At 58.4% G+C, this 22,708-nt stretch carries 25 protein-coding genes; 18 read left to right on the top strand and 7 right to left on the bottom strand.

Annotated features, from left to right (window positions below):
* The 6 genes from JWS10_RS01485 to JWS10_RS01510 all read left to right on the top strand — a co-directional run.
* The coding region (locus tag JWS10_RS01485) for an ATP-dependent Clp protease proteolytic subunit (RefSeq protein WP_299504092.1) at window positions 1-413 on the top strand (413 nt) is incomplete at its 5' end.
* A 120-nt stretch (window positions 414-533) separates the two neighbouring features.
* Window positions 534-1,799 carry an ATP-dependent Clp protease ATP-binding subunit ClpX gene (gene clpX, locus JWS10_RS01490; protein ID WP_299504094.1) on the top strand — a complete coding sequence of 422 codons (1,266 nt, stop codon included), beginning with the start codon at window positions 534-536 and terminating at the stop codon, window positions 1,797-1,799.
* Between the two features lie 85 nt (window positions 1,800-1,884).
* Window positions 1,885-3,642: a cobalamin-dependent protein gene (locus JWS10_RS01495; RefSeq protein ID WP_299504096.1), complete on the top strand. Its 1,758-nt coding sequence runs from the start codon at window positions 1,885-1,887 to the stop codon at window positions 3,640-3,642.
* A 51-nt stretch (window positions 3,643-3,693) separates the two neighbouring features.
* A complete protein-coding gene (locus tag JWS10_RS01500; protein ID WP_299479031.1) occupies window positions 3,694-4,068 on the top strand; it encodes an NADH:ubiquinone oxidoreductase subunit NDUFA12 in 375 nt (124 codons plus the stop codon).
* 31 nt (window positions 4,069-4,099) lie between these two features.
* A complete protein-coding gene (mlaD, locus tag JWS10_RS01505) occupies window positions 4,100-4,594 on the top strand; it encodes an outer membrane lipid asymmetry maintenance protein MlaD (protein WP_299479034.1) in 495 nt (164 codons plus the stop codon).
* Entirely contained in the window at window positions 4,591-5,043 is a 453-nt protein-coding gene (locus JWS10_RS01510; protein WP_299504098.1) for a DUF2155 domain-containing protein, read from the top strand. The genes mlaD and JWS10_RS01510 overlap by 4 nt, the downstream gene beginning before the upstream one ends.
* On the opposite strand, the gene aat is transcribed toward JWS10_RS01510, so the two are convergent.
* The 3 genes from aat to accB all read right to left on the bottom strand — a co-directional run bounded on the left by aat (window position 4,995) and on the right by accB (window position 7,556).
* A complete protein-coding gene (aat, locus tag JWS10_RS01515; protein ID WP_299504100.1) occupies window positions 4,995-5,636 on the bottom strand; it encodes a leucyl/phenylalanyl-tRNA--protein transferase in 642 nt (213 codons plus the stop codon). The two genes, JWS10_RS01510 and aat, sit on opposite strands and share 49 nt — an antisense overlap.
* A gap of 77 nt (window positions 5,637-5,713) precedes the next feature.
* Window positions 5,714-7,063 (bottom strand): acetyl-CoA carboxylase biotin carboxylase subunit, encoded by a 1,350-nt coding sequence (gene accC / locus JWS10_RS01520; RefSeq protein WP_299475110.1) that lies wholly within the window; start codon window positions 7,061-7,063, stop codon window positions 5,714-5,716.
* Between the two features lie 4 nt (window positions 7,064-7,067).
* On the bottom strand, window positions 7,068-7,556 hold the full coding sequence (gene accB / locus JWS10_RS01525; RefSeq protein ID WP_299504102.1) for an acetyl-CoA carboxylase biotin carboxyl carrier protein: 489 nt from the start codon (window positions 7,554-7,556) through the stop codon (window positions 7,068-7,070).
* A gap of 227 nt (window positions 7,557-7,783) precedes the next feature.
* On the opposite strand from accB, the gene JWS10_RS01530 reads away from it, so the two are divergent.
* From JWS10_RS01530 to JWS10_RS01540, 3 genes are all read left to right on the top strand, one after another.
* Window positions 7,784-9,091 carry an NAD(P)-dependent oxidoreductase gene (locus tag JWS10_RS01530; protein ID WP_299504104.1) on the top strand — a complete coding sequence of 436 codons (1,308 nt, stop codon included), beginning with the start codon at window positions 7,784-7,786 and terminating at the stop codon, window positions 9,089-9,091.
* A 9-nt stretch (window positions 9,092-9,100) separates the two neighbouring features.
* Window positions 9,101-10,402, top strand: coding sequence for an NAD-dependent dihydropyrimidine dehydrogenase subunit PreA (gene preA, locus JWS10_RS01535; RefSeq protein WP_299504106.1), 1,302 nt, complete (start codon window positions 9,101-9,103; stop codon window positions 10,400-10,402).
* 201 nt (window positions 10,403-10,603) lie between these two features.
* The gene (locus JWS10_RS01540; RefSeq protein ID WP_299504108.1) at window positions 10,604-11,584 is read left to right on the top strand and encodes an LLM class flavin-dependent oxidoreductase; all 981 of its coding nucleotides are present in this window, start codon (window positions 10,604-10,606) and stop codon (window positions 11,582-11,584) included.
* A gap of 18 nt (window positions 11,585-11,602) precedes the next feature.
* Here JWS10_RS01540 and JWS10_RS01545 read toward each other — a convergent pair whose 3' ends face one another.
* The 4 genes from JWS10_RS01545 to JWS10_RS01560 form a co-directional block, all read right to left on the bottom strand.
* Window positions 11,603-13,432, bottom strand: a complete 1,830-nt coding sequence (locus tag JWS10_RS01545) for a potassium transporter Kup (protein WP_299475095.1) — start codon at window positions 13,430-13,432, stop codon at window positions 11,603-11,605.
* Window positions 13,433-13,655: 223 nt separating this feature from the next.
* A complete protein-coding gene (locus JWS10_RS01550; protein WP_299504109.1) occupies window positions 13,656-14,270 on the bottom strand; it encodes a TetR family transcriptional regulator C-terminal domain-containing protein in 615 nt (204 codons plus the stop codon).
* Between the two features lie 85 nt (window positions 14,271-14,355).
* A complete protein-coding gene (locus JWS10_RS01555) occupies window positions 14,356-14,805 on the bottom strand; it encodes a heme-binding protein (protein ID WP_299504110.1) in 450 nt (149 codons plus the stop codon).
* Window positions 14,806-14,889: 84 nt separating this feature from the next.
* Window positions 14,890-15,531, bottom strand: a complete 642-nt coding sequence (locus JWS10_RS01560) for a TetR/AcrR family transcriptional regulator (RefSeq protein ID WP_299504111.1) — start codon at window positions 15,529-15,531, stop codon at window positions 14,890-14,892.
* A gap of 126 nt (window positions 15,532-15,657) precedes the next feature.
* On the opposite strand from JWS10_RS01560, the gene JWS10_RS01565 reads away from it, so the two are divergent.
* The 9 genes from JWS10_RS01565 (at window position 15,658) to JWS10_RS01605 (ending at window position 22,683) form a co-directional block, all read left to right on the top strand.
* Window positions 15,658-16,905 (top strand): Zn-dependent hydrolase, encoded by a 1,248-nt coding sequence (locus JWS10_RS01565; protein WP_299504112.1) that lies wholly within the window; start codon window positions 15,658-15,660, stop codon window positions 16,903-16,905.
* Between the two features lie 66 nt (window positions 16,906-16,971).
* Window positions 16,972-17,259, top strand: coding sequence for a GIY-YIG nuclease family protein (locus tag JWS10_RS01570; protein WP_299504113.1), 288 nt, complete (start codon window positions 16,972-16,974; stop codon window positions 17,257-17,259).
* A gap of 64 nt (window positions 17,260-17,323) precedes the next feature.
* Window positions 17,324-18,775: a dihydropyrimidinase gene (gene hydA, locus JWS10_RS01575; protein ID WP_299504114.1), complete on the top strand. Its 1,452-nt coding sequence runs from the start codon at window positions 17,324-17,326 to the stop codon at window positions 18,773-18,775.
* Entirely contained in the window at window positions 18,775-19,179 is a 405-nt protein-coding gene (locus JWS10_RS01580) for a hypothetical protein (RefSeq protein ID WP_299504115.1), read from the top strand. The genes hydA and JWS10_RS01580 overlap by 1 nt, the downstream gene beginning before the upstream one ends.
* Before the next feature lie 57 nt (window positions 19,180-19,236).
* Window positions 19,237-20,031: an ABC transporter ATP-binding protein gene (locus JWS10_RS01585; RefSeq protein ID WP_299504116.1), complete on the top strand. Its 795-nt coding sequence runs from the start codon at window positions 19,237-19,239 to the stop codon at window positions 20,029-20,031.
* Window positions 20,032-20,121: 90 nt separating this feature from the next.
* Window positions 20,122-20,454: a hypothetical protein gene (locus tag JWS10_RS01590; RefSeq protein WP_299479864.1), complete on the top strand. Its 333-nt coding sequence runs from the start codon at window positions 20,122-20,124 to the stop codon at window positions 20,452-20,454.
* Window positions 20,451-20,960 (top strand): hypothetical protein, encoded by a 510-nt coding sequence (locus JWS10_RS01595; protein WP_299504117.1) that lies wholly within the window; start codon window positions 20,451-20,453, stop codon window positions 20,958-20,960. The genes JWS10_RS01590 and JWS10_RS01595 overlap by 4 nt, the downstream gene beginning before the upstream one ends.
* A complete protein-coding gene (locus JWS10_RS01600) occupies window positions 20,957-21,817 on the top strand; it encodes an ABC transporter permease (protein ID WP_299504118.1) in 861 nt (286 codons plus the stop codon). Before JWS10_RS01595 ends, JWS10_RS01600 begins: the two co-directional genes overlap by 4 nt.
* Entirely contained in the window at window positions 21,814-22,683 is an 870-nt protein-coding gene (locus JWS10_RS01605; protein ID WP_299504119.1) for an ABC transporter permease, read from the top strand. Before JWS10_RS01600 ends, JWS10_RS01605 begins: the two co-directional genes overlap by 4 nt.
* Window positions 22,684-22,708 lie beyond the last annotated feature (25 nt).

Consider the following 22,708-nt stretch of genomic DNA (forward strand, 5'->3'; position numbering starts at 1 on the left):
TCAACAGCCCTGGCGGCGTTGTGACCGCTGGTTTGTCGATCTACGACACAATGCAATACATTCGCCCAAAGGTTTCGACACTTGTGATTGGCCAAGCGGCATCAATGGGTTCGCTTTTGCTGCAAGCTGGTGAAAAAGGTATGCGGTTCTCGCTGCCAAACAGCCGCGTCATGGTTCACCAACCGTCTGGCGGGTATCAGGGCATGGCCACCGACATCATGATCCACGCCCGTGAAACCGAAAAACTGAAGCGTCGACTCAACGAAATCTACTCCAAGCACACCGGCAACAGCTACGAAGCCGTTGAGGCTGCGTTGGAGCGGGACAATTTCATGTCCGCCGAAGACGCTAAGGCTTGGGGCTTGATCGACGAAATTCTCGAAAACCGCAGCAAGGTTGACGAGGTGAAGTAAGCAAGTTGCCGCCGGTCTGGGCCCGATCTGGCCCGGCGGCACTTTCGGATTGTGGAGGTTTGGGCCTTGGCCTACACTTCATTCAAACGCCCTTAGCGGGCGCAGGGCTAGAGGATACCCATGGCTAACAATTCCGGCAGCGACAGCAAGAACACGCTCTATTGTTCCTTTTGCGGCAAAAGCCAACACGAGGTCCGCAAGCTGATCGCCGGCCCGACGGTTTTCATCTGTGATGAATGTGTCGAGCTGTGTATGGACATCATCCGCGAGGAAACCAAAACCACGGGGCTGAAGACGACCGACGGCGTGCCAACGCCGCGCGATATTTGCAAGGTATTGGACGATTATGTCATCGGCCAAATCCACGCCAAGCGTGTGCTCTCGGTTGCGGTGCACAACCACTACAAGCGGCTGAACCACGCTTCCAAAACTGACATTGAACTGTCGAAATCAAACATCCTGCTGATCGGCCCGACCGGTTGCGGCAAGACGTTGCTGGCGCAAACTTTGGCCCGCATATTGGATGTGCCGTTTACCATGGCGGATGCGACGACCTTAACCGAAGCAGGCTATGTCGGTGAAGATGTTGAAAACATCATCCTGAAACTGCTGCAAGCTTCGGAATACAATGTTGAACGTGCGCAACGCGGCATCGTCTATATCGACGAAGTTGATAAGATCACCCGCAAGTCGGACAACCCTTCGATCACCCGTGACGTCTCGGGTGAGGGCGTGCAGCAAGCCCTGCTGAAGATCATGGAAGGCACCGTGGCATCTGTGCCGCCGCAAGGTGGCCGCAAGCATCCGCAGCAAGAATTCCTGCAAGTCGATACCACCAACATCCTGTTCATCTGTGGCGGTGCGTTCTCGGGGCTTGAGAAAATCATCGCGCAACGCGGCAAAGGCTCGGCCATCGGCTTTGGTGCTGCGGTGAAAGACCCGGAAGATCGTGGCGCGGGCGAGTTGTTCCAAGAGCTTGAGCCGGAAGACCTTTTGAAATTTGGTCTGATCCCGGAATTTGTGGGTCGTTTGCCAGTGATTGCCACCCTGACGGACCTTGACGAAGGCGCGTTGATCACAATCTTGACCGAGCCGAAGAACGCTTTGGTCAAGCAGTATCAACGTTTGTTCGACATTGAAGGCACCAAACTGACCTTCACGCCGGATGCTCTGGTTGCGATCGCCAAACGCGCCATCAAGCGCAAAACCGGCGCGCGTGGCCTGCGCTCGATCATGGAAAGCATCTTGCTCAACACCATGTTTGAACTGCCCGGCATGGATGATGTCGAAGAAGTCGTGGTGAACGAAGAAGCCGTCACCAACAACGCGGCTCCGCTTTTGGTGCACACCGATGCGAAGAAAAAAGAACCCGCGACCGCCAGCTAAGGCGTTTCAAATAATGATGAAAAAGGCGGGTCATCGGCTCGCCTTTTTCATTGCAAGCCCCCGGGTTCTGCCCAATCATCCCGCCATGCAACGCATTGACCTCCTCCCCGAACCCGACTTGCCGAAGGGCGCTGATCTGCTCGCTGAAGGCCGTGATTTGGCCGCCATCTGGCAAACTGGCCCCTCGGCCTTCCTCACGCACTACGCCACGCCCTCCGAACTTGACTACAAACGTGATGCGATGGCGCAGGGCAGGGTGATGCAGCACGCCCAGATCGGTTACCGCGACCCCGCCAAAAGCATCCGCGCCTATCACGACATTTGGGCGGCCTGTGACGCTCAAGGCACCCGCCTAGACCGCTACGGCCTCTGCCTCGACTGGTCGATGGCGCTCCCCCGCGCGATCCGAGCGAAAGCCCAACGCGGCACCGGGATGATTCTGCCTCGCGTCGAAGATTTTATTGCCCTCGCCAACGCCGCCCCCGTCGCCGCACATTTTGGAGATTTCGTGCTGGGCTTTCCCGCAGCACTTGAGAACACACAAGCTGCCCTGACCGCCGGAGCCACCGCCATTGGCAACCTAGGCCAATACTTCACCTTCCGCGTTCCCGGACATGACGATGATATCGAAGCCACCAAAGCCACCGTCATAGCCCTCGGCCTGATCGCTGCCCAAACCATCCCGGTTCTGATCCACTCCAATATTGACGACGGGTTCGCTGCCCAATTCACCGACCTAGCCAATGCCTTGGGGATGATTCTGGTGGAACGGGATATCGCCGCGCTGATCGGCGCGCCTATCGGCCACGCCTTTGGCCACCACTTCTCCGATCCGCTGGCCCGCCTCGCCTTCCAACATGCGCTCGCCCTTGAGGGCGCGTCTCCCGGCACGATGATCTATGGCAACACCACCTCTTACCGAGGCGCGCCGTCGAAAAACTGGGCAGCACTTTCCGCCTACTTGATGGTCGATGCTTTGGGTCAACGCCTGCACCCGAGCGGCCATGCCATCAACCCGGTCCCCGTCACCGAAAACCAACGCATCCCTGAGATTGACGAAGTCATCGAGGCGCAACTGTTCGCAGGTCGTTTGATTGAGCTGTCCGACACATGGCAACCGCTGATAGACCCCGTCACGGTCGCAAGCCTAAGCCAAACTCTCCGCCAAGGTGCCCAGACTTTCCGCCAAAACCTGTGGCACGGTCTTATTGAAGCTGGCCTTGACACCAAGGACGCCTTCGAATGCCTGCTCTCGCTGCGCCGCATGGGCGGTCGCCGGATTGAGGCCGCGTACGGCGCGGGCATCCTGAACCCCCGCGCGATGGGCGGCCGAACGCCTGTCGTCCCCGCCACCATCCTTTCAGAAATTGCTCATCTCGCGAAAGCGGCGCTGGGCCCGAATCCGCCTCGCATTGAAAACCTGAACATCCTTGTAGCGACTTCAGACGTTCACGAGCACGGTAAAATGCTGATCGACGAGATGCTGAACCAGATCGGAGCCACCGCCATTGACGGCGGAACCTCGACTGATCCCGACAAAATCATCCAGCAAACTCTGGCGCACACTCCTGACGCAATTGCGATTTCCACCTATAACGGTGTTGCCCTCAGTTACTACCAAGCCCTGCGCCACGGTCTTGCCAAACACGGGCTGACCACTCCCATTCTGATCGGCGGTCGGCTGAACCAGATCCCCGAAGGCTCAAACTCGTCGCTGCCGCAAGACGTCGGCGATCAGTTGGCAGATGAGGGCGCGCTGGTCTGCCGCGATGCCGCCGACCTTCTGCCGATCCTGCAACAAATTGCTGGCCGCAAAGCCGCCGCAGCCAAATCTGCCCCCTAGACCTTTGCGGCCCTTTCGGCCATATCAGACAAAACCCCTTCGGAGTCCCCAATGTATTTTCTCAAGCGAATGCTGACATGGTGGAACAGTCAAACCCTTGGCACCCAGATCTATACGGCTCGCAAAGGCCAAAAGGTTGGCGAGGATGAGCAGGGCAATATTTTCTATCAAACCGCCGATACCAAGCGCCGTTGGGTGATTTACAATGGCGAGTCTGAGGCGAGCCGGGTTTCGCCCGATTGGTTCGGTTGGCTGCATTTCACTTGGGATGATCCGCCGACCAAAGCGCCGCTGAAGCACAAAGCGTGGGAGCAGCCGCATCAGGAAAACCTGACTGGCACCCCCTCGGCCTATGCGCCTCCGGGTTCGATCCGCGCAAGCGCGCCGGTGCTACGTACAGATTATGAGGCATGGCGGCCCGAATAAGGCAGCCCAAACAATAGCCGAGACCAAATAAATGTCAGAAAATCGCGCAGAAATCGTTGCCGGGGCTGCGGTGCTTGCCGCCGCTATCGGCTTTTTGTTCTACGCCATGGGCGGCAGCAGCCTGTCGGCAGCCGCTGGAACCTACCCGCTAAAAGCCTCGTTCCGCTCGGTCGATGGTATCACGCCGGGATCGGATGTGCGGCTTGCCGGCGTCAAAGTTGGCAGCATTACGTCGCTGACGCTAAACCCGGAAACCTTCTTTGCCGATGCCAGCATCGCCATCGACAGCAAAATCCAGCTGCCGACCGATACCGCAATCCTGATCTCATCCGAAGGTCTGCTTGGCGGCAACTTCGTTGAACTCTTGCCGGGGGGCGCGGTGGATGTGCTGGCTCCGGGTGATGAGATTGAAGACACTCAGGGCTCGGTCAGTCTGATTTCGCTGCTGATGAAGTTTGTATCCAGCGGATCATCAGACAAGCCCGCCGATCCTGCAACAGCAACCCCGGCTCCGGTAACCCCATGATCCGCTTGGCGATTTGTCTTAGCTTGCTGGCCGCGATGGCCAGCGCGCAGGAAGTCGCCGAGGCCCCGGGTGCCAAGCTGCGCCTGCTCGATAAGTTGACGGGCAAAGTCACCGATCTTGATCTGTCGAACGGGCAGTCGCAAACCGTTGGCCGTCTCACGGTGCAGATGGATGGTTGCCGTTATTACCCCGAAAGCCCCGCCGCCGAGGCTTTTGCGCATCTGACAATCCTTGATGCTCAAGTGCCGGACCCTGTCTTTAACGGCTGGATGACGGCGACCAGCCCGGCTTTATCTGCACTGGATAATGCGCGCTATGATGTCTGGGTTTTGCGCTGCGATGTGCCCGACGTGGTGCTGCCCGATGTCGAAGATCCGCCCGAGGATACCCCCGGCGAGGGTCAAGACCCCGAGGTGCCGTCTGATACCACCGATGATGGCAACGGCTGATAACCTTCCGGGGTGAAGCTGGCTTGCGTTTGAACCGCTTTCGCAAGACGGCGCTGATACTCGGCGCGGCTGATTTCGACAGCGCCAAGCGATGCCAAATGCGACGTTAGAAACTGCGTATCAAACAGCTGAAACCCACCCGCCCGCAACCGATGCGTCAGATATGCCAGCGCGGTTTTTGAGGCATTGGTTTGGCGCGAGAACATGCTTTCGCCGAAAAACGCCGCCCCCAATGTGACGCCATACACTCCGCCGATCAGCGTCTTGCCCTGCCAGACCTCTAGGCTATGCGCAAAACCCATCTGGTGCAGCGCGGTGTAAAGCCCGGTGATTTCCGCATTTATCCAGGTTTCTGGCCGATCCGCGCAACCCTCGACCACCTGCCCAAACGCCTCATCGACGCTGATCCGGTAATCCGCTGTCAGGATATGCTTGGCGAGTGAGCGCGAGATATGAAACCCGTCCAGCGGAAAAACCCCGCGCCGCTTCGGATCAACCCAATGGATTTCGGGATCATCCCGGCTTTCCGCCATTGGAAATATCCCGATTGCATAGGCGCGCAGCAGGATTTCAGGGGTTAGGATCTGGGTCATAAATCGGTTTGGCTCTGCTGATGAAGGGCGATCCTAGCCGAAACTTCGTAAAGGGCGCCCGAAAGCGCCCTTTGATCCTATTGCCCGAAGGTCGCTTCCAGCCAATTCTCCAGCCAGTGAATGCCATACTCACCATTCTGGATATCCGGCTCGGCGAGCAGCATATCAAACAGCGGCACCGTGGTCTCAATCCCGTCAATGATCAACTCACCCAACGCCCGCTTCAAGCGTGCCAGCGCCTCTGGCCGGTCCCGGCCATGCACGATCAGCTTGCCGATCAAGCTGTCATAAAACGGTGGGATCGAGTAGCCGCCATACAAAGCCGAATCCATCCGTACGCCCAAACCGCCGGGGGCATGGAATACCTTGACCTTACCCGGGCGCGGCGCGAAATCGGGCAGCCGTTCGGCGTTGATCCGAACCTCAATCGCGTGGCCGTTGATCTCCAGCTCATCCTGCGTGAAGGACATCTCCATCCCAGCCGCGACCCGGATTTGTTCGCGCACGAGGTCAACACCGAAAATCGCCTCGGTGACCGGATGTTCCACCTGAAGCCGGGTGTTCATCTCGATGAAGAAGAATTCGCCATCCTCATACAGAAACTCGATGGTGCCAGCGCCGATATAGTTGATCTTGGCGACCGCATCGGCGCAAACCTTGCCAATCCGCGCACGCATTTCCGGCGTGATGCAGGGACCGGGGGCTTCCTCGAACACCTTCTGGTGGCGACGTTGCAACGAGCAATCCCGTTCACCCAGATGCACGGCGCGACCTTTGCCGTCGCCGAACACCTGAATCTCAATGTGGCGCGGCTTTTGCAGATACTTCTCAATGTAAACTTCGTCGTTGCCAAATGCCGCTTTAGACTCTGACCGCGCGGTGCGGAAAGCGATCTCAAGTTCTTCAGCGTTTTTCGCGACCTTCATCCCACGGCCACCACCACCCGCAGTCGCCTTGATGATGACCGGAAAGCCGATGCCCGCCGCCACGCCAATCGCGGTTTCATAGTCTGGCACGCCGCCATCCGAGCCGGGAACCACGGGAATGCCTAAGTCTTTCGCGGTAATTTTGGCGGTGATCTTGTCACCCATGATGCGGATATGCTCAGGCCGCGGGCCGATAAAGGTGATGCCATGATCTTCCAACGCCTGCGCGAAGCTGGCATTTTCAGACAGGAACCCATAGCCCGGATGCACCGCCTGCGCGCCGGTAATCTCACAAGCCGAGATGATAGCGGCTTTCGACAGGTAACTCGCCGAAGACGAAGCCGGACCGATACAGACACTTTCATCCGCCATCCGCACATGCATCGCATCAGCGTCGGCGGTGGAATGCACGGCGACCGATTTGATCCCCATCTCCTGGCAGGCGCGGATCACGCGGAGGGCGATCTCGCCCCGGTTGGCGATCAGGATTTTTTCAAACATCGGCTTACTCGATGATCATCAGCGGTGCGCCGTATTCGACAGAATTGCCGTCGGCGACAAGAATGCGTTTCACCGTGCCAGCCCGCTGCGCTGGAATGTGGTTCATGGTTTTCATCGCTTCGATGATCAGTACGGTCTGGCCCTCAGTCACCACCGAGCCGACGGTTACAAACGCCGGTGCGCCCGGTTCAGCTGACAAATAGCAAGTGCCGACCATCGGCGAGGTCAAAGCGCCCGGATGCTGGGCAGGGTCTTCGATCGCCGCTGGAGCAGCGGCCGGGACCGAACCTGCAACAGGCGCGGGTGCGGATTGCATCGCGGGCGCATTTGCCGCCATTTGCACGATGTTGGACTGCTTGACGACGCGCACTTCAAGGCTGTCATCCTCGCCGTACTCGCGTTTTACCGACAACTCGGTCAGATCATTTTTGTTTAAAAGCTCTGCCAGAGCCGAGATAAACGCGACGTCCGCGTCGGAAGATTGTTTGCTCATGCGGTCCTCTTTGAGAGTCTTTTGGCGTCGTTGCTGCGCGCTGGATGGGCCATATCCGCGCCTTGATCGCACACATATACATAAGCAATCGCCCAGAAAAAAGGCCCAACATCGGCCAAGGCTTTCCGATCGCTAAAAAACTGCCGCGCGCCATTATTTACCGTTTGATAAAAAAATTCAGCTATGGCAGCCTGAATGTAACAACTTAGCCAAAGGGAGGCCCTGCCTTGTCCAATAGCCCGTTGACCCCCGGCATCGTGCCTGATCGGTTGCCAAGCGCCGCTTACGCCCGGAATTTCGCCGATGTGCAGCCGGTGTTTGACAGGCACGAGGCGCGCGTTGCCGCGGATCGCTGTTACTTTTGTTTTGACGCGCCCTGCATGACGGCTTGCCCAACCAGCATCGACATTCCCTTGTTCATTCGCCAGATCTCGACTGGTACGGCAGAGGCAGCCGCCAAGACGATCTTTGCGCAAAATATCCTCGGCGGCATGTGCGCGCGGGTGTGTCCTACCGAGCAGTTGTGCGAGGAGGTCTGCGTGCGCGAAGTGGCCGAAGGCAAGCCGGTGGAAATCGGGCGTTTGCAGCGCTTTGCCACCGATACGCTGATGGCGAAAGGCGTACATCCATTCACGCGGGCGGCGCCCACTGGCAAAAAGGTGGCGGTGATTGGGGCAGGGCCAGCGGGACTTGCCTGCGCGCATCGGTTGGCGATGAAGGGGCATGAGGTCGTGATCTATGAGCGTCGGGCCAAGCCGGGTGGGCTGAATGAATATGGCATTGCGACCTATAAAACCCCAAATGATTTTGCGCAGGCAGAGGTGAATTGGCTGCTGAAAATCGGCGGTATTTCGGTGCTGACGGGGGTGGAGCTTGGTCGCGATGTCACGCTGCCGGATTTGCAATCGGAATATGACGCGGTGTTTCTGGGCATCGGTCTCGCCGGAGTGAACGCCTTGCGCGCGGCGGGTGAAGACCTGAGCGGCGTGCGCAATGCCGTTGATTTCATTGCAGAACTGCGGCAGTCCGATAAAATGGCGGTGCCAGTTGGGCGTGATGTGGTGGTGATTGGCGGCGGCATGACCGCGGTGGATGCGGCCGTGCAATCTAAGCTGCTCGGCGCAAATTCGGTGACGATGGTGTATCGGCGCGGCAAGGATAAGATGAGCGCGTCGGAGTATGAGCAGGACCACGCCACCCAAAGCGGCGTGCGGATCATCTATAACGCCGCCCCGGTGCGGGTGCTGGGCGATACTGCGGTCGCGGGGGTGGAGTTCGCCTACACGGTTGAAGGCGCGGGCGGCTTGGAACTCAGCCAAGAAACCTTCACTTTGAACGCCGATCAGGTGTTGAAAGCCATCGGCCAGACGCTCGGGGCGGCTCCGCTGGCGAAAGACGGCAGCAAACTGGTGCTGCGGCAGGGCATGATCTGGGCGGGCGGCGATTGTGCGGCGGGTGGCGAGGATCTGACGGTCACAGCAGTGGCCGAAGGGCGCGATGCGGCGGAAGCCATGCATCTTGCGCTGATGGCATAGGGGAAAATCATGGCAAATCTTTACACCGACTTCATCGGCATCAAATCCCCCAACCCGTTTTGGCTCGCCTCTGCACCGCCAACAGACAAAGAGGTTAACGTCCGCCGCGCTTTTGAAGCGGGCTGGGGTGGTGTCGTTTGGAAAACGCTCGGGTCGGAAGGCCCTCCGGTGGTGAACGTCAACGGCCCGCGGTATGGCGCGATCTGGGGCGCGGACCGCAGGCTGCTGGGGCTGAACAATATCGAGTTGATTACCGATCGCCCGTTGGAGATCAACCTGCGTGAAATCAAATCGGTGAAGCGCGATTATAAAGACCGCGCCATGATCATCAGCTTGATGGTGCCCTGCGATGAGGATTCGTGGCGCGATATTCTTGGCCATCTCGAAGATACCGAGGCGGATGGGGTGGAACTGAACTTCGGCTGCCCGCATGGCATGGCGGAGCGTGGCATGGGCGGCGCAGTGGGGCAGGTGCCGGAATATATCGAGATGGTGACGCGCTGGTGCAAAAAGCATACGCGGATGCCGGTGATTGTGAAATTAACGCCGAATATCACTGATATCCGCAAGCCCGCCGAGGCTGCCAAGCGGGGGGGCGCTGATGCGGTGAGCCTGATCAACACGATCAACTCAATTACATCCGTTAATCTCGACAGCTTTGCGCCAGAGCCTATGATTGACGGCAAAGGCACCCATGGCGGCTATTGCGGCCCTGCGGTGAAGCCGATTGCGCTGAACATGGTGGCCGAGATTGCGCGCAGCCGTGAAACCTACGGCCTGCCGATCTCCGGTATTGGTGGCATTACCACTTGGCGCGATGCGGCGGAATTTATGGCTTTGGGCGCGGGCAATGTGCAGGTTTGTACGGCTGCGATGACTTATGGCTTCAAGATCGTGCAGGAAATGATTTCGGGCCTGTCGCAGTATATGGACGAAAAGGGCATGGTTTCGACCTCGGAACTGGTCGGTCGTGCGGTGCCGAATGTCACCGATTGGCAGTATCTCAACCTGAATTACGTGACGAAAGCCCATATATCGCAGGATGATTGCATCAAATGCGGCCGCTGCTATGCCGCGTGTGAGGATACCAGCCATCAGGCGATTGCGATGGGGCAGGATCGCACCTTCACCGTCAAGGATGATGAGTGCGTGGCGTGTAACCTGTGTGTTAACGTTTGCCCGGTGGAAAACTGCATCACCATGGTAGAGCTGCCCAAGGGGGCGATGGATGAGCGCACAGGGCGCATTGTCAGCGGTTATGCCAACTGGACGACGCATGTGAACAACCCGACGGCCACGGCAGCGGAGTAGGGGCGGGCCAACCGCAGCCTTCTAGGCAGGTGTGGTGCCCGCGCGATGATCAAGCGATTTTTCCGATCGAAGATGCGGCTGGCAGATAAATCTGCCGCTGCATCTTTCATTTCGCCAAACTGAACCCAACTGTATAGAAAGCCTGTGATCATCTAACATGATCATCCTTCTCCGGGCCGAAAATTCAGCAAAAAGAATCCCATGCAGTATTCTCTTCTCGATCTTTCTCCAGTTGCCGAAGGCCAGACCACGGCGCAGGCGCTTGCCAATACGCTCGATCTTGCCCGTCACGCCGAGGACTGGGGCTACCACCGGTTTTGGCTGGCCGAGCATCACAACATGCCAGGCATCGCCTCGGCTGCGACCTCAATCGTGATCGGGCATGTTGCGGGGGGCACCAAGACCATTCGCGTCGGGGCAGGCGGCATCATGCTGCCGAACCATGCGCCCTTGGTGATTGCCGAGCAGTTTGGCACCCTTGCGACGCTGTATCCGGACCGCATCGATCTTGGGCTTGGCCGCGCGCCCGGCACTGACCAAGGCACAGCGAGGGCGCTCAGGCGCAATATGCAGGCATCGGATCAATTCCCCGAAGACGTGCTAGAGTTGATCAACTATCTCGACGCGCCGCATCCCGATGCCCGTATCCGTGCGGTGCCCGGCGAAGGCACCGAAGTGCCGGTTTGGATATTGGGATCAAGCCTTTATGGCGCGCAACTCGCGGCCTATCTGGGTCTGCCCTACGCGTTCGCCAGCCATTTTGCTCCCGCGATGGTTGCGCAGGCGATAGAGACCTACCGCGCGACCTTCCGCCCTTCGCAGTGGCTGGAACACCCGTATTTTATGTTGCTCGCCGGGGTGGCTGCGGCTGAAACCGATGCCGAGGCGGAATATCTGCGGTCTTCGCAAGTGCTGGCGTTTTCGCGCCTGCGCACGGGACAGCCCGGAAAGTTGCCGCGCCCGGTACATGATCTGTCTGAGGTCACGCCGCAGATGCGCGCCGAGGTGGAACATGCGCTGTCCTGCGCGGCGGTCGGCTCGCCTGCGACGATGCGGGCGCAACTTAGACAGTTGATAGAGACCTACGCCCCTGATGAGATCATGCTGACGGGTATGATCCACGATCACCAAGCGCGGTTGCGGTCATTTGAAATCACCGCAGAAGTAATGCGTGGGCTTTAGCCGCGAAGCAGCTGGCGATCAGATCGCCAGCTGTTGCCCCAGTTCGACCACCCGGTTGGAGGGCAGACAGTAAAACGCGGTCGCGTCCGAGGCAGATTTCGTCATCGAGATGAACACCCGCTCTTGCCAGAACGGCAGCCCGTGATTGCGGGCTGTCCGGAACGTCCGACGGTTCAAGAAGAACGATGTCGTCATAATGTCGAACTTTTCGCCACGCCGCCGCGCCAAAGCCAAGGCGCGCGGCACGTTAGGGGTTTCCATATAGCCGAACATCAGACGCACCCGGACAAAGTTTTCGCTCAATCGCTCAATGGTGACGCGATTTTCATCGTTAACCTTTGGAGTGGTCGCCACACCGACGGTGACGATGAAGTTTTGGCTGTGCAGCACCCGGTTGTGCTTCAGGTTGTGCAGCAGAGCCGAAGGCGCGGTGTCGGGGTCTTGGGTCAAAAACACCGCCGTGCCGGGCACTTCGATCGGATGCGATTTTTCCAGCATCTTGATTAGTTTAGACAATTCCACAGCGGAATCGTGCGCTTTGCGCTGCACATGGGCAGTACCGCGCACCCAGGTCCAGATCAGGAAGCACGAGGCAGCCGCCATCAGCACCGGCACATAGCCACCATCAGGCAGCTTGATCAGGTTGGCCGACAGGAACATCAACTCGATGATAAAGATCGGCAGCAATACAGCGACAACCACCCACAACGGCCATTTCCAAGCCTTGCGGAACAAAATGGACGCGAGGATCGTGGTGATCACCATATCACCCGTCACAGCGATACCGTAGGCCGAGGCAAGATTGGACGACGAGCCGAACGCCACCACAAGGCACAGCACGCCGACCATCAGGATCAGGTTGACCTTCGGCAGATAGATCTGGCCCAGTGTGGTCTCCGAGGTGTGTCGGATCTCAAATCGCGGCAACAGGCCCATTTGCACGGCTTGGTGCATCATTGAGAACGCGCCCGAAATCACCGCTTGGCTGGCAATGATAGTCGCGCAAACCGAAAGCAGTACTAGGGGAAGCAGCAGGAAATCCGGGGCCATCAGGAAGAACGGGTTATGAAACGTCTCGGGATGCGCCAGCACCAAAGCGCCTTGGCCAAGGTAAGACAAGGTCAGCGACGGAAAGACCAAAAACGCCCAAGCCAACCGGATCGGCTTGCGGCCAAAGTGGCCCATATCGGCGTAAAGCGCTTCACCCCCGGTGACAGCCAGAAACACCGAGCCCAGCACAAAGAACGATGCCGTGCCGTTGGTCACGAGAAAGCCCGCCGCATGCATCGGGTTGAAGGCCGTCAGAATGCTCAGATCGTCGCTGAGGTGATAAATCCCCATTGCCGCCATCACCAGAAACCATGCCACCATGATCGGGCCAAACAGAATCGCCACCCGCTCGGTGCCCTGGCTTTGGAACAAAAACAGCCCGAGGATGATCGCCAGGGTCAGCGGCAACACGAATGGCCCCATCGAAGGCGCTACAAGGTCCAGACCTTCAACCGCCGACAGCACCGACATGGCTGGCGTGATCATAGCATCGCCAAAAAACAGCGAGATGCCCACGACACCAATCGCCAGCAACCAACCGGGCCGCGCCTTTAACGCGCGCTGCACCAAGGCCACCAAGGACAGCGTGCCACCTTCGCCCTTGTTGTCGGCGCGCATGATCAGGGTGACGTATTTCACCGAAACGATCAGAATGAGCGTCCAGATCAGCAGCGAGATTACGCCGATCACATCATCGCGAGACAGCCCATCATAGCTGGCGGCGTGCAGCGATTCCCGCATAGCGTAAAGCGGGCTGGTGCCAATGTCTCCATAGACCACGCCAATGCAGCCTAGCACCAATTTCCCCATGTTTTGAGGGGTTTGATGCTCTGGGTGCGTGGGGACAGGAGTCGGGTTGGCAGCCCGATCGGTGGTTTCGTTTGGTGGATTCATAACCTTCGACCGGAAACTCTTGCAAAGTTGCTGATTATACCCGCTTCACCCAAAGGTCCAGCACTCTGCAAGCAATCTGCAACTGCGGGCACGCCACGTCAATTTGACAGGAAAAGTGATTTTGCGGTCAGATCGGCTGCGGCGCGAGCAGCTTTGTGAACAGGGTCTCAAGAAATTCGCCCGCCTCGGTGAACGGATCATGCCCCGCACCGAGCACCGCGCGCACCTGCACGTCAAAATCGGCGTAGTGCTGCGTCATTGCCCAGATTGAGAAGATCAGATGCACCGGGGGCAGGCGGGCAATGCGCCCCTGATCCATCCACAGCTGCAAGACAGCAGCTTTCTCATCGACCAGCGTTTTCAGATCGCCCTCAATCACGGCGCGCATCCTTGGCGCGCCTTGCAGCATCTCATTGGCAAACAGCCGACTTTCGCGGGGGAAGTCCCGCGACAGTTCCAGCTTGCGACGCACGTAAGCCATGATTTCGACCATCGGTTCTCCGTCCGGATTCATCGCGCGCAGAGGGTCCAGCCAGTTGCACAAGAGCTGCCCGAGCAATGCCGAATGCACCGCTTCTTTCGAGGGGAAATAATACAGCAGATTGGGTTTCGACAGGCCAGCTACGTCCGCAATCTGATCCAGAGTAGCGCCACGAAAGCCATGCTGCGAAAATACGTCCAGTGCTGCATCCAGAATCACATCCGAATTGCGCGCCTGAATCCGGGTTTGGGGTTTGGTCATTGCTTGGCCGCTGTTTGCATTTCTGACGGTCAAAGTGGCGTATTCTTTGGCAAATTGTAAACCCCATTTGCCCTCGACAAGCGTGTTATCCTGCCAACACCGCCTGCATCGCAGCCACCACCAAGGCGTGATCGTCCGCTTGCGGCAGACCCGACACCGTCGCACAGGCGACCACACCAACGCCCACCACCTGAATTGGCACCGCACCGCCATGCTCGGCATAGTCCGCCTCAGACAGGCCATGGCCCGCAAGGCTGCCACCATTGGCTTTATGCCGCAGCCCGACCAGAAATGACGGCAGTTGAAACAACAGCGCCGTGTTGCTCTTGCGCCGCGCCCAAACATCATTCAGCGGCGCAGAGCCGGGCAGGGCGGCGTGAAACAACACCCGGTCGGCGCTGCGAATATTGATCACCACCGGAGCCGTGCCCGCCAAATCCACGAGTTTTTGCCCCAAAGCCCAAGCCTCGGTCTCCGCAAAGTGCGGAAAGATCAGCGTGGCGTATTCGGCTTCAAGTGCGGCGACGGTTGGCATCTGGGGTTCCGATCCTGAATGAGCGGATAGCTTCGGCGGCGCGCGCCCGACTGTCAATCCAGCACGGAGCGCGATCAAAACCTGTCAAACCGCGCCAATTCCCCGCAAGATCATCATCTTGACGCTGGCTTTCGCCTCGCGCCATTGGCGTTCGGTTAGCGGCCCAGCGTTCAAAGTCTCAATTTGATGGCCGAAATCGGCGTAATGCTGCGTCGCGGCCCATAGCAAATACAGCAAATGGCGCGGATCGACCGCCGCCATTTGCCCCGCATCTATCCAGCCTTGGATCAGAGCCACCCGCCCAGCCGTCCAATCGCGCAACGTGGTTTCGAGATAATCCTGAATGACCGGCGCACCATGCATCACCTCTGATGCCCACACTTTTGAGCCGTCAGGATGCCTGCGCGAAATCTCCATCTTGGCATCTATATAAGCGCCGATACCCTCCACCGGGCCGGGAGCGTTATCCATGCTCTCCGCCGCATGGAGCCAAATCTCAAAGATATTCTGCACCACTTTGCGGTAAAGTTCCTCTTTGGTGGCAAAGTAGTAATGCAGGTTGGCCTTTGGCAGCCCCGCCACATCGGCGATCAACTGCATCGTAGCGCCACCAAAGCCGGCCTCGGCAAAGACTTTCTCGGCTGCCTGTAAAATCAGCGCCTCGTTCTGCTGGCGGATCTCATTGCGCCGCGCGGGGCGAAGGGCTTGGTTTGCGGGTTCGGGCATTGCACCAGCCTTCAGATTTTCGTTGACCGCTTGGTCAGCTTCTATAGCCTTCAACTTGACCATACGGTCAGGAAAAGATTCGCAGCAAGCGCGATCTGGGGCAACGTCCCCGCAAGGGAGTTTGACATGACAGCGGGTGCAAATCTGCGGATCAATTCCGCGCGGCTGTGGGACAGTCTCGAAGAAATGGCCCAAATCGGCCCGGGGATTGCAGGCGGCAACAACCGCCAGACCCTTACCGATGCCGACAGCGAGGGCCGCCATTTGTTCGCGGGTTGGTGCCGCGCCGCTGGCTTGACGATGGGCGTTGATACGATGGGCAATATGTTCGCGACGCGGCCCGGTACCGACTCCGCAGCACTGCCCGTCTATATGGGCAGTCACCTCGATACCCAACCGACCGGAGGCCGCTATGACGGCGTTTTGGGCGTGCTCGGCGCGCTGGAAGTCGTCCGCACCTTGAACGATATGAACGTGCAAACCCGCCATCCGATCGTCGTCACCAACTGGACCAACGAGGAAGGCGCGCGGTTTGCCCCCGCCATGCTGGCGAGCGGCGTGTTTGCGGGGCTGCACAGCCAAGACTACGCCTACAGCCGCACCGATATGGAGGGCTTGCGCTTTGGCGACGAACTCGCCCGCATCGGCTGGGTCGGTGATGAGGTTGTCGGATCCCGCAAAATCCACGCCATGCTGGAACTGCACATTGAGCAGGGACCGATTTTAGAGGCCGAAGGCCGCGAGATCGGCGTCGTCACCCACGGCCAAGGTCTGTGGTGGCTGGAAATCACCCTGACCGGACGCGATGCCCATACCGGATCAACTCCGATGCAGATGCGGCTGAACGCAGGTCTTGGCATGGCGCGGATCACCGAACGCGTGCATCAAATCGCGATGAGCCATCAACCCGGCGCTGTCGGCACCGTGGGGCAGGTCAAGGTATTCCCCAACTCCCGCAATGTCATTCCGGGGAAGGTGATCTTCACCGTCGACATCCGCTCCCCCGATCAAACCAAACTGGATTTGATGCGCGGCGAAGTTGAACGCGCCGCATATGCGGTGGCCGCCGAGTTGGGCCTTGGCTGTGAAATCGAAGATGTCGGGCATTTCGACCCGGTCACTTTCGACGCAAACCTCGTGAACATCGTCCGCCAAAGCGCTGAAAAACTAGGCTATTCCCAGATGGATGTGATCAGCGGTGCAGGCCACGACGCCTGCTGGATCAACCGCGTCGCCCCGACCGTGATGATCATGTGCCCCTGCGTTGGGGGGCTGTCGCATAACGAAGCCGAGGAGATTTCGCCCGAGTGGGCAGCGGCAGGGACGGATGTTTTACTGCACGCCGTACTGGAAGTGGCGGGGGTGGTGGGGTGAGCGGTAACACCAAACCCCACGCCGCCCCGGACTTGATCCGGGGCCTCGACCAAAAGGGTGCGCGCTATGGGCTATTTCGTCTACATCATGGGCTCGCGTCCGGGCGGGGCGCTTTACACGGGCTCCACCAACAATCTGCGCCGTCGTGTCGAAGAACACCGCTCCAAATTGCTGCCCGGACATACTGCGAAATACAACATCACGCATTTGCATTGGTTCGAGGAATGGCCGACCTACCACGAGGCTTTGCAACGCGAACTGCGGATCAAGGGCTGGAAACGTGCGTGGAAAGACAAACTGATACTGGACGTGAATCCCGAATGGCGCGACGTCAGCGCGGATATTCCGTTCTGAGCGATGAGGCGAGGCCCCGGATCAAGTCCGGGGCGGCGAGGGTTGGATTGAGGAGTTTCACAAAATGACCACAGTCATCAAAAACGGCACCATCGTTACCGCTGATCTGACCTACAAAGCCGATGTCCTCATCGACCAAGGCAAGATCATCGAGATCGGCCCGAACCTGCACGGCGACCGCAGCTTAGATGCCTCGGGTTGCTATGTGATGCCCGGCGGGATTGATCCGCATACGCATCTGGAGATGCCGTTCATGGGCACCTACTCGGCGGATGATTTCGAATCCGGCACCCGGGCGGCTTTGGCAGGCGGCACCACGATGGTGGTTGATTTCGTGCTGCCGGGGCAGGGGCAGGGGCTGATGGATGCCGCCCAGATGTGGCACAACAAATCAGGCCGCGCGAATTGCGACTATTCCTACCATATGGCGATCACTTGGTGGGGCCAAAAAGTGTGGGAGGATATGGAGCTTTCCGTCAAAGCCGGCATGACCTCGTTCAAGCATTTCATGGCCTACAAGGGCGCGTTGATGGTCAACGATGATGAAATGTATCAATCTTTCAAACGGGTTGGCGATTTGGGTGGGCTCGCGATGGTCCATGCCGAAAACGGCGATGTGGTCGCCGAACTGACCGCCAAACTGCTGGCCGAGGGCAATACTGGCCCCGAAGCCCACGCCTATTCCCGCCCACCGCAGGTCGAGGGAGAAGCCACCAACCGCGCCATCATGATCGCCGATATGGCCGGGGTGCCGCTGTATGTGGTGCATACATCCTGCGAGGATAGCCACGAAGCCATCCGCCGTGCGAGGATGCAGGGCAAGCGGGTGTGGGGCGAGCCGCTGATCCAGCACCTGACTTTGGACGAGTCCGAATACCAAAACCCCGATTGGGACCATGCCGCTCGCCGGGTGATGAGCCCGCCGTTCCGTGATAAAAAACATCAGGATAGCCTGTGGGCTGGCCTGCAATCGGGGTCTTTGTCGGTTGTGGCGACCGACCATTGTGCCTTTACGACCGAACAGAAACGCTATGGCTTGGGTGATTTCTCAAAAATCCCGAATGGAACTGGAGGTTTAGAGGATCGAATGCCGATGCTGTGGACTTATGGGGTTAGCACGGGCAGGTTAACACCGAATGAATTTGTTGCCGTAACCAGCACTAATATCGCGAAAATCCTGAATTGCTACCCGCAGAAGGGTGCTGTTTTGGTCGGTGCCGACGCCGATTTGGTGGTGTGGGATCCTGAAAAGTCGAAAACCATCGCGGCGGGCACTCAGCAATCTTCGATTGATTACAACGTGTTCGAAGGCAAAACCGTCAAGGGCCTGCCGCGCTACACCCTGTCGCGCGGCGTGGTTTCGGTCGATGATGGCGAGATCAAAACCCGCGAAGGCCACGGGAAGTTCGTGGCCCGTGAGGCTCGACCCGCGGTAAACCGCGCGCTGAGTGCCTGGAAAGACTTGACCTCGCCGCGTCCGGTAGCGCGGTCTGGTGTGCCTGTGACGGGGGTTTGATGCGGGGTATGGCCCACATGTGTGCGATATTTCTGGCGGCTGTTGTCATCGTAACGGGCACCGAAACCGTTTTGCAGGGGCCGGTTGGGCTGCTTTCTGGCTTGGCCAAATCAGTCGGCGGGTTCATGATTTGGCTTATGCTTGGCGTCGTGAGCGCACCCATCGGATTGATTTTGCGTAATATTATGGGCAGATTGCCGTTCCATCCTTTCTATGTGGCAGTTGTCACGGGTATCGTCATTGGCTGGATACTGATCCCGGTAATGAACCCGGCAATGGCACCGCCGCTCACGTTTTCAAGTGATCCGTTGGGACTGCTGATCGTCTACAGTCTTGCGGGAGGGTTGGGGGGATTGGTATGGTATGTCATTGAATTCAGAAAAGAAAATCGCGCTAATGTTTGATTCTACCGACCAAGAAACGCCGATTGCAGAGTGCCGGGACAGCGCTAGGGGGGGTAAATGAAGGACACTCTCAACCCCTCGCCAGTCATCCAAGCCCGCGACCTGCAGCTTGTGTTTTCCACCAATGACGGGCCGGTGCAGGCGCTGAAGGATGTGAACCTGACGATCAACAAGGGGGAGTTTGTTTCGTTCATCGGGCCAAGTGGTTGTGGCAAAACGACTTTCCTGCGGGCGATTGCGGCTTTGGAGACGCCAACGGGCGGTAGTTTGACGGTGAATGGGATGACGCCGGATGAGGCTCGCAGGAAGCGCGCCTATGGTTATGTGTTTCAGGCGGCCGGGCTTTATCCTTGGCGGACGATTGCGGGGAATGTTCGGTTACCACTTGAAATCATGGGGTTTTCTAAGGCGGAGCAGAACGAACGGGTGAGCCGAGTTTTGGAATTGGTGGAACTTTCGGGGTTCGGCAAGAAGTTTCCTTGGCAGCTATCGGGCGGGATGCAGCAGCGGGCCTCGATTGCGCGCGCGCTGGCGTTTGATGCGGATATTTTGTTGATGGACGAACCCTTCGGTGCGCTGGATGAAATTGTGCGGGATCGCTTGAACGAGGAGGTGTTGAAACTCTGGGCGCGAACCGGGAAAACCATTGGTTTTGTTACACATTCTATTCCAGAGGCGGTCTATTTATCGACCAAGATCGTGGTGATGTCACCTCGTCCGGGGCGGATTACCGACATCATCGACAGCCCTTTACCGCGCGAACGCCCGTTGGATATCCGCGATTCCAAGGAATTTATCGAGGTATCGCACCGGGTGCGGGAAGGCTTAAGGGCGGGGCATTCTGATGTTTGAGCAGCAATTCTTAACCAAAGATGAAACGTATGGAAAACGGCCATTTATCGGCCATTTATCGGCCATACAATTTAGCCGCGAGGTCGGGCGATGAATTGGGTCACTCTGGCTTGGTTGGCTGCTTCAACTACCGTATTCGTGACGGCCAATGCGGTTTTGAAAACTTACGCCCAGCAGGGCGGGATCTGGGTGCTAGTGGGGGCGCTCGCGTTGTTCTGCGTCGGCAACACGCTGATGGTGCAAGTGATGCGCGGCAATGGCCTCGGCGTGGCGATTGCGTTGTCAGTGGTGTTCCAAATGGTGGCGATCACAGCGATGGCAATGGCGGCTTTTGGTGAAAAGCCCAGCGGGCTGCAACTGGCCGGGATTGCGCTGAGCGTGGTCGCGGTTTTGATGATCGCGTGGCCGGGGAGCAGCGCATGAAACTGTGCTTGGCGGTGCTTGGGTCGTTGATGTTGTTCTGCTCGGCTGCCAAAGCCGAACCGGCGGAGAGCAAACAGGTAGACGGCTTTATGGCGATGGCGATATTGACCCCGATTACCCAAGACGAGCTGGTGACGCTTTGGAATACGCCGCGCACAGAAAGCCCGCATTTCGCGATCTGGTCGAAAGTGCAGGCGGGTTCTTATCTCAGTGTGGTTATCCTTGTTGCAGGAATGACTTTGCAGGACGGCAAGGCGAGCGTTAACTGCAACGTGCTGATCCATCTGCCTGACGGCAAGACGCAAGATGTGGATTTGGGTGAATGTCTTGGCGGCCCTGTCACTGGCCCAAGCACGGATTTGGTTCTCGCAAGGAATTTTGGTCTTACGCCCGAAGCAGGCTTCATCAATCACGATCTGAGCATCGACGTTAAGGTCCGGGATAATTTTGGTGACGTGGAAATTGATCTGCATCCGTCCGTCAACATTGTCGATGCCGTCAAATGAAGTCAATTGTGCCGATCCTGAGCGTTCTGTTGACCATCATCGCCGTTTGGTATGCGGCGGCGGTTTGGATGAACGCGCCTTGGGTCTATGATCAGGCGGCGCGGGCAGAGCAGACGGTGCCGAGGCCGTGGCAGGTGGCGCAAGCGACGATGAACCAAGATCGCCCGGTGCTGCCCACGCCGCATCAAGTGATTTCTGAGTTGCTGCGCTCGACCTTCGGTTTGCCAGTGAGTTCCAAGAAATCGCTGGTCTATCATGCTTGGGTGACGATCTCGGGCACACTTTTGGGCTTTGTGATGGGCACGACTTTGGGGGTCTTGCTGGCGGTGGGCATTGTCTATTCGCGCAGCATGGAGATGAGCGTTCTGCCTTGGGCGATTGCTAGTCAGATGGTGCCGATCATTGCGCTCGCGCCGATGCTGGCGGTGGTGATGCATGCGGTGGGGGCGACGCCTTTGATGACCAAGGCGGTGATCTCGGCTTATCTGTCGTTCTTCCCGGTGGTGGTGGGAATGGTGAAGGGCCTGCGCAGCCCCGAGGTGATGCAGCTCGATTTGTTGCAGACCTATGCGGCCCCCGGTGGGGCGGTGTTCTGGAAGCTGCGGTTGCCGTCCTCGATGCCGTATTTCTTCGCGAGCGTGAAGGTGGGGATTGCGGCAAGCCTAGTTGGCGCGATTGTGGCCGAGTTGAACCAGCAGGCGGGCTTGGGCGCGCGGTTGTTGCAGGGGTCGTATTACGGGCAGACCACGCAGATTTGGGCGGCGTTGTTCCTGTCGGCAATTCTTGCGGCCGTCTTGGTAATGCTGGCCGGGCGGATTGAGCGCAGGGTGCTGGCCCGGATGGGGATGGCGCGATGATCGCAAATCCGTGGTATTTATTTCTGCTCGATCCGCGTTTGTGGTGCTTGCTGGCGTTTTGGGCTGGGGCTTGGCTGCTCAATTCCGAACTGTCGAAGGGCCGCGCTGCATGGGTGCGCTATGCGGTGCCTTTGGTTTTTGGGGTCACGGTCGTCGTGCTGTGGCAGGCGGGGGTGACGGCTTACGGCGTCAACAAGATCATTCTGCCGCCGCCGAGCGATGTGATTGCCCGGATGAGCACCAGCGTGCCGACCCTATGGGCCGATTTGGTGCAAACCTTCTTCAAGGGCGCTTTGAGCGGCTATGCGATTGGCTGCTCGGCGGCGGTGCTGGTGGCGATTGCGATTGATCGCTCGCCCTTCCTGCAAGCCGGGTTGCTGCCGGTGGGCAATTTCGTCGCGGCTTTGCCGATTGTGGGGATCGCACCGATTTTGGTGATGTGGTTCGGGTTTGATTGGCAGTCAAAGGCCGCCGTGGTGGTGGTAATGGTGTTTTTCCCGGTGCTGGTGAATACCATTGCCGGGTTGGCCGCTTCTGACGCCATGCAGCGCGATCTGATGGCGACCTATTCGGCGAGCTATTGGCAGACGCTGTTCAAACTGCGGCTGCCTGCGGCGATGCCGTTCATCTTCAACGGGCTGAAAATTGCGACAACTCTGGCGCTGATCGGTGCGATTGTTGCTGAATTTTTCGGCAGCCCTATCGTGGGCATGGGTTTTCGCATCGTGGCCGAGGTTGGGCGCTCGTCACCCGACATGGTTTGGGCCGAGATTGCGGTGGCGGCCTTGGCGGGATCGGCGTTCTATGGGCTGGTCGCACTGATCGAGAAGCGGGTGACATTCTGGCATCCGTCACAAAGAAACTGATTAACGAAATGGCCCGAAACCGGGC

Source organism: Cypionkella sp. (assembly GCF_028290025.1).
In the GTDB taxonomy this organism is placed as follows: Bacteria; Pseudomonadota; Alphaproteobacteria; order Rhodobacterales; family Rhodobacteraceae; genus Cypionkella.

Excerpts from the sequence above, each read along its gene's own strand:
- clpX (WP_299504094.1), top strand. The coding sequence starts at position 534 with ATGGCTAACAATTCCGGCAGCGACAGCAAGAACACGCTCTATTGTTCC.
- JWS10_RS01495 (WP_299504096.1), top strand. The coding sequence starts at position 1,885 with ATGCAACGCATTGACCTCCTCCCCGAACCCGACTTGCCGAAGGGCGCT.
- JWS10_RS01500 (WP_299479031.1), top strand. The coding sequence starts at position 3,694 with ATGTATTTTCTCAAGCGAATGCTGACATGGTGGAACAGTCAAACCCTT.
- mlaD (WP_299479034.1), top strand. The coding sequence starts at position 4,100 with ATGTCAGAAAATCGCGCAGAAATCGTTGCCGGGGCTGCGGTGCTTGCC.
- JWS10_RS01510 (WP_299504098.1), top strand. The coding sequence starts at position 4,591 with ATGATCCGCTTGGCGATTTGTCTTAGCTTGCTGGCCGCGATGGCCAGC.
- aat (WP_299504100.1), bottom strand. The coding sequence starts at position 5,636 with ATGACCCAGATCCTAACCCCTGAAATCCTGCTGCGCGCCTATGCAATC.
- accC (WP_299475110.1), bottom strand. The coding sequence starts at position 7,063 with ATGTTTGAAAAAATCCTGATCGCCAACCGGGGCGAGATCGCCCTCCGC.
- accB (WP_299504102.1), bottom strand. The coding sequence starts at position 7,556 with ATGAGCAAACAATCTTCCGACGCGGACGTCGCGTTTATCTCGGCTCTG.
- preA (WP_299504106.1), top strand. The coding sequence starts at position 9,101 with ATGGCAAATCTTTACACCGACTTCATCGGCATCAAATCCCCCAACCCG.
- JWS10_RS01540 (WP_299504108.1), top strand. The coding sequence starts at position 10,604 with ATGCAGTATTCTCTTCTCGATCTTTCTCCAGTTGCCGAAGGCCAGACC.
- JWS10_RS01550 (WP_299504109.1), bottom strand. The coding sequence starts at position 14,270 with ATGACCAAACCCCAAACCCGGATTCAGGCGCGCAATTCGGATGTGATT.
- JWS10_RS01555 (WP_299504110.1), bottom strand. The coding sequence starts at position 14,805 with ATGCCAACCGTCGCCGCACTTGAAGCCGAATACGCCACGCTGATCTTT.
- JWS10_RS01560 (WP_299504111.1), bottom strand. The coding sequence starts at position 15,531 with ATGCCCGAACCCGCAAACCAAGCCCTTCGCCCCGCGCGGCGCAATGAG.
- JWS10_RS01565 (WP_299504112.1), top strand. The coding sequence starts at position 15,658 with ATGACAGCGGGTGCAAATCTGCGGATCAATTCCGCGCGGCTGTGGGAC.
- JWS10_RS01570 (WP_299504113.1), top strand. The coding sequence starts at position 16,972 with ATGGGCTATTTCGTCTACATCATGGGCTCGCGTCCGGGCGGGGCGCTT.
- hydA (WP_299504114.1), top strand. The coding sequence starts at position 17,324 with ATGACCACAGTCATCAAAAACGGCACCATCGTTACCGCTGATCTGACC.
- JWS10_RS01580 (WP_299504115.1), top strand. The coding sequence starts at position 18,775 with ATGCGGGGTATGGCCCACATGTGTGCGATATTTCTGGCGGCTGTTGTC.
- JWS10_RS01585 (WP_299504116.1), top strand. The coding sequence starts at position 19,237 with ATGAAGGACACTCTCAACCCCTCGCCAGTCATCCAAGCCCGCGACCTG.
- JWS10_RS01590 (WP_299479864.1), top strand. The coding sequence starts at position 20,122 with ATGAATTGGGTCACTCTGGCTTGGTTGGCTGCTTCAACTACCGTATTC.
- JWS10_RS01595 (WP_299504117.1), top strand. The coding sequence starts at position 20,451 with ATGAAACTGTGCTTGGCGGTGCTTGGGTCGTTGATGTTGTTCTGCTCG.
- JWS10_RS01600 (WP_299504118.1), top strand. The coding sequence starts at position 20,957 with ATGAAGTCAATTGTGCCGATCCTGAGCGTTCTGTTGACCATCATCGCC.
- JWS10_RS01605 (WP_299504119.1), top strand. The coding sequence starts at position 21,814 with ATGATCGCAAATCCGTGGTATTTATTTCTGCTCGATCCGCGTTTGTGG.